Genomic DNA, 11,004 nt, shown 5'->3' on the forward strand with positions numbered 1-11,004 from the left:
ATAGTTTTAATGTATCCACTCTGAAGTGCGTTGCTAAAAGGCAACAGTAATTACTTTAAAAATCCCTTCTTTTTATGAGTTTTACATTTAACTATCTGAAATTTAATAGCTTTTAAATGTTGGCATCTAATTTGTTATACCCTAGGTGTACTGAACGAAATCGTGATTCAAAGTGAAATACTTAATCGCACACATAAATTTGAAGGATACATATTATGAAAAGCATTAATAAAACTTTAGCACTTATCGCTATTGCATCTTCTTCAGCCGCTTTTGCTGCAACAGACTTTGACACACTTGATGTGGATGGCAGTGGCACAATTAGCCAAGCAGAAGCATCAGTAGACTCAAAATTAATGAGCATGTTCTCTGAACTTGATACAGACCAAGACGGCGAACTATCTAAAGAAGAGTTTTCACAAGTATAAGCTTAAAACTCTGGGGCGCTACTAAGAGCCCCACATTACTCAAAAAATTGAAGGATACACGTTATGAAAACATTAAATAAAGCATTAGCACTTGTGGCACTAGCATCTTCTTCAGCCGCGTTTGCAGCAACAGATTTCGATACATTAGATGTGGATGGCAGTGGCACAATTAGCCAAGCAGAAGCATCAGTAGATGCAAAGCTAATGAGTATGTTCTCAGAACTTGATACTGACCAAAATGGTGAGTTATCAAAAGAAGAATTTTCAGAAGCTTAATTTAAAGTATTTATCCTGAGTTGCCAAAGACAACCTAAGTAGGCAAGGGAGCTTACGAAAGAGGATAACAAGGAAGTGAAAAATTACGTTTTAAGTTAAACGAAGCAATTTTTTTGATAGAACATTGAAGGATTAAGTTATGAAAAATTTAAATAAAGCATTAGCACTTATAGCACTAGCGTCTTCTTCTGCTGCATTTGCAGCATCAGGTTTTGACAGCCTTGATATTGATGGTAGCGGCACAATTAGCCCAAGTGAAGCGGCAGTTGATACAGATTTAATGGCCGAGTTTATTGAGCTAGATACCGACGGTAGCGGCGAGCTTTCTAAAGAAGAGTTTGCTAATTACTAATTAACCTATTTAGGTTAAACATTTTTCACAGTCAGGGATCTTTGAAAAGGACTTCCCATATTACTAGGAATATTATTATGAAAACATTCAATACAACACTTGCAGTTATCGTTTTAGCATCTTCATCAGCAGCATATGCAGCAGTGGACTTTGCCTCTTTTGATGCAGATGGCGACGGTGCGATTACAATGGAAGAAGCAAAGGTTAACCCTCAGCTTGTAAAGATTTTTGATGATTTAGATACTGATGGAAATGGTGAAATCTCTAAAGAAGAGTTTTCAAAGGTACAGTAATCAATATTCGAAGATACTCCACTAAAGCCGCCTTAGTCAGCGGCTTTTTTGTATTTTAAATTAACTAGTTAGCGTAACTAGTTAAAGGAATATAGCACTTACTTGGAATAGCTTTTCTACAACGGTAATGTGTTTCTTGTCGATTAGAAACATAATGACATGATCGCCCGACATAATAATTGTATCATCGTGGGCTATCAGTACATCGTCGTTACGTACTATTGCGCCAATAGTAGTACCAGCAGGGAGTTTAATGTCGGCAATAGCACGACCAACAACTTTAGATGTGCTTTCATCACCATGAGCAACCGCTTCAATTGCTTCTGCTGCACCTTTGCGTAATGAGTACACATTAACAATATCACCACGGCGTACATGAGTAAGCAATGCCGATATAGTGGCTTGCTGCGGCGATATGGCAATATCTATTTCGCCGCCTTGTACCAAATCAACGTAAGCACCACGCTGGATAAGCACCATGGTTTTTTGTGCGCCCATACGTTTTGCAAGCATGGCTGACATAATGTTTGCTTCATCGTCGTTGGTTACGGCAATAAACACATCTACTTGTTCAATATGCTCTTCTGAGAGCAGTTCTTGATCAGATGCGTCACCACAAAAAACGACCGTGTTATCGAGCATTTCTGAGAGTTGCTCAGCACGTTCTTTACTGCGTTCAATTAGTTTAACGGTGTGGTTTTTTTCAAGTGAGCGGGCAAGGCCTGCCCCAATGTTACCGCCACCAGCTATCATAATTTTTTTGTACGAACGCTCAAGTTTTTGTAGCTCGTTCATTACTGCGCGTATATGTTTTGTAGCGGCAATAAAGAATACTTCGTCATCGGCTTCAATAACGGTGGTACCCAATGGTTTTATTGCTTTACCTTGACGATAAATAGCGGCAACACGGGTTTCTACATTAGGAATATGTTCTTTAAGTGCAGATAACGCATAACCTACAAGTAAACCGCCATAGTAAGCTTTTACGGCTACTAACGAGAGCATGCCATCAGCAAACTGCAATACTTGCAGAGCACCAGGGTAGTCAATTAAACGGCGAATATACTTAGTGACCAGTGCTTCGGGAGCAATGTAATGATCGATTGGTAAATCATCGTTTTGAAAAAGTTTTTCGCGGTATTTTAAGTATTGCTCTGAGCGAATACGAGCAATTTTAGTAGGCGTTTTAAAAATACTGTATGCCACTTGGCATGCAACCATGTTCACTTCATCTGAACTGGTTACCGCTATAATCATATCGGCATCTTCAGCACCTGCGCGGCGTAATACATCAGGATGCGCGCTGTGGCCCATAACCCCTTGTAAGTCGTACTTATCTTGAAGTTCACGTAATCGGTTACCGTCTATATCAACAACGGTAATTTCGTTTTGTTCGCCAACTAAGTTTTCAGCAAGCGTAGCACCAACTTGCCCGGCACCGAGTATAATTATTTTCATTATTTACCCGTGGTATTGATCATAATTTAATTAAAAAAATAGCCATTTAATGTTTCATAAATGGCTAACTATTTAGTGTACGGCTATTAGGCTTTTTTAACTAGCTTAGCGTAATAAAATCCATCACTTTCACCGGGCAGTAACTGCAAACCTGGCGTTGTTACGGTATCGTTTTCGTGTAGAGGTATATGTTCTACATCATCGTTATTAGCTAAAAACTTAGCAACTTGCTGTTGGTTTTCTTGTGGAAGAACCGAACACGTAGCATATACCAATGTGCCACCTGGTTTTAACAGTGGCCAAATGCTATCAAGAATATCGCTTTGTAACTTGGCTAAGTCTTCGATATCTGATGCGCGACGTAACCATTTTATGTCAGGGTGACGGCGAATTACGCCAGTGGCCGAACAAGGCACATCAAGTAAAATACGATCAAATAATTTTTCATCCCACCAGGTATGTGGTTGCGATGCATCGCCACATTGTAGGTCTGCACCTAAGCCAATACGAGTTAAGTTTTGCTTAACACGTTCAAGGCGAGTTGAGTCGCTATCTAGTGCAAGTACATCAGCATCAGCAAGCTCTAAAATATGACATGTTTTACCGCCAGGGGCTGCGCAGGCATCCAAAATATAGTCGTCTGCTTTAGGTTCTAAAAAGCGAGCTGCAAGTTGTGCGGCAGCATCTTGTACTGAACATGCACCTGTATCAAACTCAGGTAACGAAAATACATCACGTGGTTTGGCAAGCTTAATCCCATCAATAAAATCAGGGTTTAAGGTGTGTTCAATATCGTTAGCGCTAAGCATGTCGCTGTATTCTTGCGTGCTAAATTGGGCTTGATTGACACGAAGCCACATTGGCGCTTGTTGCTGGTTTTCTTCAAGTAGTGCTTCCCAGCTATCTGGGTAGGCTGTTTGCACCTGTTTAATAAACCAATTTGGATGGTTGTATAAACATACCGGAATAAGCTTCGCTTTTTCTTCAAGCTCAGCTTGTTGACGCTGAAAGCTACGTAAAATGGCGTTTATCAGCCCTTTTAATCCTAAAGCGCGTAGTTGAGCCAGTGCGTTAACCGTTTCTGAAATGGCAGCATGAGGTGGTACGCGCATATGCTGCAGTTGATAAATACCTACGTATAATAAAAACTGAAATATTCTACGTTTACCTTTTAATGGCTGCTCTACTAAGTGTTGGCAGTAATTTTCAAGGCTCGGTAAGTAGCGTAAAACGCCATAACAAATTTGCTGTAGCAACGCTTTATCTTTAGGCGGCAAGCCTTGGCTTGCAAATGGAAGTTCTTGATTAAGCGATGCGCCTTTATCAACTACGTTATATAAAGTTTCAGCGGCAAGCGCTCGTACGTTTGGAACATTACTCATTGTTTTCGCCTAATATTGTGCCAGGAGTAACCCAGTCACTACGACCATTTAAAAAGTCGTTAATTGCCATTGGTTTTTTACCTTGCGGCTGTAATTGCGTAATACATAAAGCGTGTTCGCCACACGCCACTACTACGCCATTTTTGTCGCTTGATAAAATTTGCCCAGGATCACCTGATTGCAGCACAACCTGCGCTTGATGAATCTTTACTGTTTGCCCACCCATTTGGGTAAAGCACATTGGCCACGGGTTAAAAGAGCGAATGTTTCGCTCGATTTGAAGCGCACTCATGGACCAGTCGATATCAGCTTCTTCTTTAGAAAGCTTTTTAGCGTAGTTAGCAAGTTCATCGTTTTGAGGTTCAGGGGTGATCTCACCATTAGCTAATTTATTAATGGTTTCAATTAATGCGTCTGGTCCTAGCTCAGCAAGTTTTGTGTATAAGCTTGCGCTAGTTTCTGTCGTGCTAATAGGGCAGCGACTTATATGCAGCATATCGCCGGTATCTAGCCCTTCATCCATTTGCATTATTGTTACGCCGGTTTGTTCATCACCAGCCCAAATTGCGCGTTGAATAGGTGCAGCACCGCGCCAGCGCGGTAATATAGAACCATGCACATTTAAACAACCTAAACGCGGGGCTTCTAATATAGCTTTAGGTAAAATTAAGCCATACGCTACAACAATCATAATATCGGCATTTAAGCTTGTTAGCTCTGCTAGTGCTTCATCATTTTTTAATGACTGTGGCTGAAAAACCGGTAAGTTGTGCTCAAGCGCTAGCTCTTTCACTTCACTGGCTTTTAATTTTTTACCACGACCAGCAGGGCGGTCTGGCTGGCTATATACACCCACTATTTGGTGTTCGCTTTGTATCAGCGCTTGTAAATGACGTGCTGCAAAGTCCGGCGTACCGGCAAATATAATGCGTAATGGTTGAGTCACTGAGTTTTCCTAAGGTACTTATTACTAATCTGCAAATTTGGCTTCTTTTTCAAGCTTTTTACGAATACGTTGGCGCTTTAATGGAGATAAGTAATCAATGAACAGCTTACCTTGAAGGTGATCTAGTTCATGCTGAATACAAATAGCCAATAATTCATCTGCATCTAGTACAAATTCTTCACCGTTTTCGTTAAGTGCTGCGACTGTTACTGTTTCTGCGCGATCTACTTTTGCATACGAGTTAGGTACTGATAAACAGCCTTCTTCGCTAACGGTAGAGCCGTCTTTTTTAATGATTTGTGGATTAATTAATACCAGTGGCTCATTGCGCTCTTCTGATACATCAATAACAACGATTCGTTGATGAATATCTACTTGCGTGGCCGCAAGACCAATGCCATTTTCATCGTACATTGTCTCTAGCATGTCTTTTACAATTTGGCGCACTGTGTCGTCAACTTGTACAACATCTTTTGCTACGGTACGTAAACGTTCATCTGGAAATCTTAAAACTTCTAACCTAGCCATAGTTACCTTTTTCACTTGTGCTTAATTTAGGGTATTGTATGCTCTTATTTTAGCCATTCGCGTTCACCTTTAACAGGTTTTGGGCAATAATAATGAAAAAACAATACAAGGAAGCTCGATGAAATCTCCATTACTTGCAATCATGCTTACGTTAAGCGCTGCGTTTCCCGCAGTTGCTGATGTACTTAAAATAAAAAAAGACGCACCAAAACAGTATGTTGTAAAAAAAGGCGATACACTTTGGGATATTTCTGGCATCTATTTAGATGAGCCTTGGCTATGGCCTGAACTTTGGCAAATGAATCCACAAATTGACAACCCACACCTAATTTACCCCGGTGATGCATTAGCGTTGATATACGATGCAGATGGAAACCCACGTTTAGTGATAAATAAAGGATATAGAAAGCTATCTCCTCAGGGTCGTATTACACCAAAAGGGCGTGATGCTATTACTACTTTGCCGCTTGAAATGATCAAACCTTATATCAGTTACGAGCAAGCAATGAACAGTGACGATATTAAAGGTAAACCTTATATTTTAGGTGCAAACGAAAATACTAAAACACAAACGCTAGGCCATATTTTATATGTTAAAGGCGACTTACAAGTACATAAAGCATATGCCATTTACCATAAAGGTGACCCCTACACTGACTTAACCGGTGAAGTGTTAGCAACGCGTGCATCTTACGTGGGTATAGCACGTGCTTTTAGGGCGGGCGATGAGAAAAATGGCGTGCCTTCGTCATTACGCGTTGAGTCTGTTAAACGAGAAATTCAGCAAGGTGATTTTTTAATGCCGGCAATGGAAGGCCAAATGCTTCCTGCGTACTTTGATATACACCGTCCTTTAGAACCTGTAACAGGTAATATTATTGCTTCACCACGCGAAGTTAGAGAATTCAGCACAATGGATGTTGTGGTGCTAAACTTAGGCAGTGAACAAAATATAGAAGCGGGTCATGTATTAGATCTAGAGCGTCAATCACCAACGGTTATCGATGGTCCTCGTGGCCCTCGTTATCCAGAAGATTCTAGTAAATATGAGAAGCTTTTATCTGATGTGAGCCAATTATTTGGTGATGAGTCTGACGAACAAAACACAACGTGGACCATGCCTAAAGAAAAAGTTGGTGAGCTAATTGTCTTTAAAGTGTATGACAAAGTAAGTTATGCATTAATAACTAAAAACCAGCACCCAATTCGCATTGGAGATATTGCAGTTATTCATTAAGAAGTAGCGAGTCGGTGCTCTAGGAGAGAGCATGGATCAGTCATCTGGCAAGCTAGCCCACTGGCTTGCCTTTTATATGTGTAAAGGGTTGGGTATAAAAACCCTTTTAGCACTATCTACAAACTATTCCCTTGGGTCGTTATTCGACTTATCTCATGACAAGCTTTTACAGCTTGGGTTAACCGCTAATCAAGCGAGTAATTTACTCAACACCAATTGGCAACAAGTCAGTCATTATGAGCAATTAATAGCGCTGAACAACATTACTGTTGTTTGTATTTTTGATGCGCTTTACCCAGAAGATCTCCGGCAGATTGCCAGTGCGCCTTTATTACTCTTTTGCAGGGGAGATGTCTCGTTATTATCAACTCCACAGATTGCAATTGTTGGCAGCCGTAATGCTACACCTACCGGGCTTGAAATAGCCTCAGAATTTGCATACGAGTTAACTTTGGCGGGTATTACAGTTACTTCAGGCATGGCGCGGGGAATAGATGGTGCAGCACACAAAGGTTCTCTTGCTGGTACAGGTAAAACCATAGCTGTGCTTGGTACTGGGGTTGATATTTACTACCCCAAACGCCATAAACTATTAACAGACCAAGTTTTAGAAAACGGCCTGCTGGTGAGTGAGTTTTTACCAGGCACAGCTGCTCATGCGCACAACTTTCCGCGCCGTAATCGTATTATTTCTGGGTTATCGTTAGGAGTACTTATTGTTGAGGCTGAAATTAAAAGTGGTTCGTTAATTACAGTACGCTATGCGCTTGAACAAAATAAAGAGGTATTTGCAGTACCGGGTTCTATTAAAAACCCGTTAGCGCAGGCAAGTCACTTTTTAATAAAGCAAGGTGCTAAGCTGGTAGAAAACGTGGCTGACATTCTTGATGAGGTGAGTTTTACTTACGACAATAATGTATGTAATAAAGAGCAGCCGATTCAAGCCAATTCTCAATGTGAGGTTTTAAATAGTATTGGCTTTGAAGTAACCAGTGTAGATGACATTGTGCGTCGTGCGCAGTGGCCAATAGATAAAGTACTCAGTAGGTTGCTCGATTTAGAATTAGACGATCAGATTGAGCGAGTGTTAGATGGTTACATCAAGTTAAGTGCAGGAAGGTAATATGTTTGATATTCTTTTGTATCTTTTTGAAAATTACATTCATAGCGAAGCGGATATATTTGCAGAGCAAAATGAGTTAACCGATGAGCTACTGCGTGCGGGCTTTAATAAGCCTGAGATATTTAAAGCTCTTGATTGGTTAGAGCAACTAGCCGATTTACAACACAGCGATGAGTCTCCTTATCTTATTGCTAACCCTAAAGATGCTGTGCGTATATTTACCGATAGTGAATGCCAAAGGCTCAGCGCTGAGTGTCGTGGCTTTTTAATGTTTATTGAACAAATAGGCGTAATTAACAATGTAACACGTGAAATGGTAATGGACTGTTTAGCCTCTCTCGATAAACCAACTATAAGCCTAGAAGACTTAAAGTGGATTGTACTTATGATCTTGTTTAACGTTCCTGGCTCTGAAGAGGCATATGAGCAAATGGAAGATTTGATTTTTGATGAACCCAGCGAACTTCTTCATTAGAGATAATTATCTTAATTGTACTCAAATTACTTAAAAGGATAAGCACGGCATTGCTTGTATCTTTAAGTGGTTTGGGTATATTAGGCGAAAATTCACCAACCTATTAGGATCACCATGAGTAAAATCGACCATTCGCTTTTCTCGGCGAACAAGCACGCCCTCGAAAAAGAATACGAGATATGCCCACAGTGTGGTTCAGAGTTAGTGATCCGCAATAGTAAATCAGGCCCTTTTCTAGGATGCGCAAGTTATCCCAAATGCGACTTTATTAGGCCGCTGGCACATCACGACAGTAACGAAATCAAAATATTAGAAGATTCAGCATGTCCTGAGTGTAGCAAACCGCTGGTGGTTAAAAATGGCCGCTATGGTATGTTTATTGGGTGTACGGGTTATCCAGAGTGTCATTACATTGCTAACGAAAATGAAGAAAAGCAAAGCGAAGATACTTTGCCTAGTTGCCCTAAATGCAAAAAAGGTCATTTAGTCGCGCGCAGTAATAAGTTTGGTAAAGTATTTTATTCTTGTGATTGTTATCCAAGCTGTAAATACACGCTTAATAATAAACCGGTTGAACATCCGTGTCCTGAATGTGACTGGCCTATCGTCATAGAAAGAAATATGGCAAACGGCATATTATTGCAATGCCCACAAAAAAGCTGCATGCATAAGCTCACCCCAACTGAATAACGTTTAATTATATCTGGAGACTACTTTGTCAGACCTTTCAAATACGCCCACTGCAATAACATGCTTAACGCAAGGCGAAGTTATTTTATACCCAACAGAAGCTGTATATGGTTTAGGTTGTGATCCAGATAATCAACAAGCCGTTGAAGCACTATTAGCTATTAAGCAGCGCCCGGTTGAAAAAGGGCTTATTTTAATCGCTGATAACTACGGACAATTATTAAAATACGTAGATGATGCAAAAATACCAATGGATAAACGCGCTGATATTTTTTCGAGTTGGCCTGCTGCAATTACATGGGTGATGCCTGCATCTAAAAATACGCCTAAATGGCTCACAGGGCAGTTTGATACCATTGCAGTAAGAGTAACAAACCATCCAACAGTAAAGCGTTTATGCCAAGAGTTTGGTAAGCCATTAGTATCAACCAGTGCAAACTTAACCGGCCAAGAAACGGTAATTAGTATTGAGCAAGCCAAAGCGCAATTTGCAGAACAAGTTGGCTTTTACGTTGACGAGCCGTTAGGTGGTAATACTCAACCAAGCACAATAAAAGACGCCATGACTGGCAAAATATTTAGAGGTTAATATGCAAAGCGAATTATTAGATCAAGTAAAAGCCTACTTTATGGCTTTGCAAGACACTATTTGCCAAGGTTTGGAGGCTGCAGATGGCAGTGCTAAATTTATAGAAGATAACTGGCAGCGAGCAGAAGGTGGTGGTGGTCGTACACGTGTAACCACAAATGGCACTGTAATAGAGCAAGGCGGAGTTAATTACTCACACGTATTTGGCGCTTCAATGCCAGGCTCTGCAACAGCACATAGACCAGAGCTTGCAGGACGCAGCTTTCATGCATGTGGTGTGTCGTTAGTTATTCATCCTAAAAACCCTCATGTACCAACAAGTCATGCCAATGTGCGCTTTTTTATAGCTGAAAAAGAAGGCGAAGAGCCAATATGGTGGTTTGGTGGCGGGTTTGATCTCACTCCTTTTTATCCAGTATTAGAAGACGTACAACATTGGCATCAAGTTGCTCACGACATTTGTGCGCCTTTTGGCAGCGACATTTATCCAAAATACAAAACCTGGTGCGATGAATATTTTTATCTTAAACACCGCGATGAAACACGTGGCGTGGGTGGACTATTTTTTGATGATTTGAATGAGCTAGGGTTTGAGCAAAGCTTTGCGTTTATGCAATCGGTGGGTAATGGATTTTTAGATGCCTATTTACCTATTATTGAACGTCGCAAAAATGACGAATACACAGAGCAACAACGTGATTTTCAGCTTTATCGTCGCGGGCGCTACGTTGAGTTTAATTTAGTATGGGATAGGGGCACTTTATTTGGATTACAAAGTGGCGGGCGCACTGAGTCTATATTAATGTCTATGCCACCACTTGCACGCTGGGAATATAACTATAAACCAGAGCCAAGTAGCCCAGAAGCTAACCTATATCAGTATTACTTACGCCCGCAAGAGTGGTTAACGAGTCAACCAAGTGAGTTGATAGCCAGAGAGTGGCAATTATAAAAATTAAACAATAATCAAAAAGGCTTTATTGCTGTCTCTTGATCACAAGTCTGACTCAAGAGATTTTGCTAAATCGTAGCCTTCCAGGATGGCTTGTAACTTAAGCCATCCTTTCCATAACACTTTCACAGATGCACGCCCTGTGCGCTTGGTATCTTTCCAGCCTCCTAACTTTGCCAGTTCCTGATACGCCCATGACATATTTGGAGCAGTTTCAGGCAATGGTGTTTTTATTCTCTTTAACCACAATAACTTCCATGCTTTGGGAGATAACA

At 40.7% G+C, this 11,004-nt stretch carries 14 protein-coding genes and 1 pseudogene; 10 read left to right on the forward strand and 5 right to left on the reverse strand.

Translation table 11 applies throughout. The features are described from left to right. Positions 1–215: 215 nt before the first annotated feature. From QL998_RS09775 to QL998_RS09790, 4 genes are all read left to right on the forward strand, one after another. Entirely contained in the window at positions 216–428 is a 213-nt protein-coding gene (locus QL998_RS09775) for an EF-hand domain-containing protein (RefSeq protein ID WP_182195774.1), read from the forward strand. Between the two features lie 63 nt (positions 429–491). Further along, on the forward strand, positions 492–704 hold the full coding sequence (locus tag QL998_RS09780; protein ID WP_024604776.1) for an EF-hand domain-containing protein: 213 nt from the start codon (positions 492–494) through the stop codon (positions 702–704). Between the two features lie 139 nt (positions 705–843). Further along, positions 844–1,056 (forward strand): calmodulin, encoded by a 213-nt coding sequence (locus QL998_RS09785; RefSeq protein WP_024604777.1) that lies wholly within the window; start codon positions 844–846, stop codon positions 1,054–1,056. A gap of 77 nt (positions 1,057–1,133) precedes the next feature. After that, positions 1,134–1,349 (forward strand): EF-hand domain-containing protein, encoded by a 216-nt coding sequence (locus QL998_RS09790; protein ID WP_024597191.1) that lies wholly within the window; start codon positions 1,134–1,136, stop codon positions 1,347–1,349. Between the two features lie 81 nt (positions 1,350–1,430). On the opposite strand, the gene trkA is transcribed toward QL998_RS09790, so the two are convergent. The 4 genes from trkA to def all read right to left on the reverse strand — a co-directional run bounded on the left by trkA (position 1,431) and on the right by def (position 5,663). Continuing rightward, positions 1,431–2,807 carry a Trk system potassium transporter TrkA gene (trkA, locus tag QL998_RS09795; RefSeq protein ID WP_154904167.1) on the reverse strand — a complete coding sequence of 459 codons (1,377 nt, stop codon included), beginning with the start codon at positions 2,805–2,807 and terminating at the stop codon, positions 1,431–1,433. A gap of 86 nt (positions 2,808–2,893) precedes the next feature. Continuing rightward, complete coding sequence (gene rsmB, locus QL998_RS09800) at positions 2,894–4,189, reverse strand: 16S rRNA (cytosine(967)-C(5))-methyltransferase RsmB (RefSeq protein WP_004335167.1); 1,296 nt, start codon at positions 4,187–4,189, stop codon at positions 2,894–2,896. Further along, positions 4,182–5,135, reverse strand: coding sequence for a methionyl-tRNA formyltransferase (fmt, locus tag QL998_RS09805; RefSeq protein ID WP_290192587.1), 954 nt, complete (start codon positions 5,133–5,135; stop codon positions 4,182–4,184). Before fmt ends, rsmB begins: the two co-directional genes overlap by 8 nt. A 24-nt stretch (positions 5,136–5,159) precedes the next feature. After that, positions 5,160–5,663: a peptide deformylase gene (gene def, locus QL998_RS09810; protein WP_290192588.1), complete on the reverse strand. Its 504-nt coding sequence runs from the start codon at positions 5,661–5,663 to the stop codon at positions 5,160–5,162. 118 nt (positions 5,664–5,781) lie between these two features. On the opposite strand from def, the gene QL998_RS09815 reads away from it, so the two are divergent. The 6 genes from QL998_RS09815 to hemF all read left to right on the forward strand — a co-directional run bounded on the left by QL998_RS09815 (position 5,782) and on the right by hemF (position 10,729). Continuing rightward, positions 5,782–6,900: a LysM peptidoglycan-binding domain-containing protein gene (locus QL998_RS09815; protein WP_138489867.1), complete on the forward strand. Its 1,119-nt coding sequence runs from the start codon at positions 5,782–5,784 to the stop codon at positions 6,898–6,900. A 31-nt stretch (positions 6,901–6,931) separates the two neighbouring features. Continuing rightward, positions 6,932–8,023 (forward strand): DNA-processing protein DprA, encoded by a 1,092-nt coding sequence (gene dprA, locus QL998_RS09820; protein ID WP_004335159.1) that lies wholly within the window; start codon positions 6,932–6,934, stop codon positions 8,021–8,023. 1 nt (position 8,024) lies between these two features. Continuing rightward, positions 8,025–8,498 carry a DUF494 family protein gene (locus tag QL998_RS09825; RefSeq protein ID WP_004335158.1) on the forward strand — a complete coding sequence of 158 codons (474 nt, stop codon included), beginning with the start codon at positions 8,025–8,027 and terminating at the stop codon, positions 8,496–8,498. A gap of 114 nt (positions 8,499–8,612) precedes the next feature. Further along, on the forward strand, positions 8,613–9,188 hold the full coding sequence (locus QL998_RS09830; RefSeq protein ID WP_004335155.1) for a topoisomerase DNA-binding C4 zinc finger domain-containing protein: 576 nt from the start codon (positions 8,613–8,615) through the stop codon (positions 9,186–9,188). Between the two features lie 25 nt (positions 9,189–9,213). Further along, positions 9,214–9,777, forward strand: a complete 564-nt coding sequence (locus QL998_RS09835; protein ID WP_004335153.1) for an L-threonylcarbamoyladenylate synthase — start codon at positions 9,214–9,216, stop codon at positions 9,775–9,777. Between the two features lies 1 nt (position 9,778). Continuing rightward, positions 9,779–10,729: an oxygen-dependent coproporphyrinogen oxidase gene (hemF, locus tag QL998_RS09840; protein WP_024604781.1), complete on the forward strand. Its 951-nt coding sequence runs from the start codon at positions 9,779–9,781 to the stop codon at positions 10,727–10,729. Positions 10,730–10,771: 42 nt separating this feature from the next. Here the strand turns inward: hemF and QL998_RS09845 are convergent. Next, positions 10,772–11,004 (reverse strand): annotated as a pseudogene (locus tag QL998_RS09845) (IS4 family transposase); the annotation flags it as partial.

This window comes from Pseudoalteromonas sp. APC 3691 (assembly GCF_030408135.1).
Lineage (GTDB): Bacteria > Pseudomonadota > Gammaproteobacteria > Enterobacterales > Alteromonadaceae > Pseudoalteromonas.

Coding starts and splice junctions, on each gene's coding strand:
- QL998_RS09775 (WP_182195774.1), top strand. CDS start 216: ATGAAAAGCATTAATAAAACTTTAGCACTTATCGCTATTGCATCTTCT.
- QL998_RS09780 (WP_024604776.1), top strand. CDS start 492: ATGAAAACATTAAATAAAGCATTAGCACTTGTGGCACTAGCATCTTCT.
- QL998_RS09785 (WP_024604777.1), top strand. CDS start 844: ATGAAAAATTTAAATAAAGCATTAGCACTTATAGCACTAGCGTCTTCT.
- QL998_RS09790 (WP_024597191.1), top strand. CDS start 1,134: ATGAAAACATTCAATACAACACTTGCAGTTATCGTTTTAGCATCTTCA.
- trkA (WP_154904167.1), bottom strand. CDS start 2,807: ATGAAAATAATTATACTCGGTGCCGGGCAAGTTGGTGCTACGCTTGCT.
- rsmB (WP_004335167.1), bottom strand. CDS start 4,189: ATGAGTAATGTTCCAAACGTACGAGCGCTTGCCGCTGAAACTTTATAT.
- def (WP_290192588.1), bottom strand. CDS start 5,663: ATGGCTAGGTTAGAAGTTTTAAGATTTCCAGATGAACGTTTACGTACC.
- QL998_RS09815 (WP_138489867.1), top strand. CDS start 5,782: ATGAAATCTCCATTACTTGCAATCATGCTTACGTTAAGCGCTGCGTTT.
- dprA (WP_004335159.1), top strand. CDS start 6,932: ATGGATCAGTCATCTGGCAAGCTAGCCCACTGGCTTGCCTTTTATATG.
- QL998_RS09825 (WP_004335158.1), top strand. CDS start 8,025: ATGTTTGATATTCTTTTGTATCTTTTTGAAAATTACATTCATAGCGAA.
- QL998_RS09830 (WP_004335155.1), top strand. CDS start 8,613: ATGAGTAAAATCGACCATTCGCTTTTCTCGGCGAACAAGCACGCCCTC.
- hemF (WP_024604781.1), top strand. CDS start 9,779: ATGCAAAGCGAATTATTAGATCAAGTAAAAGCCTACTTTATGGCTTTG.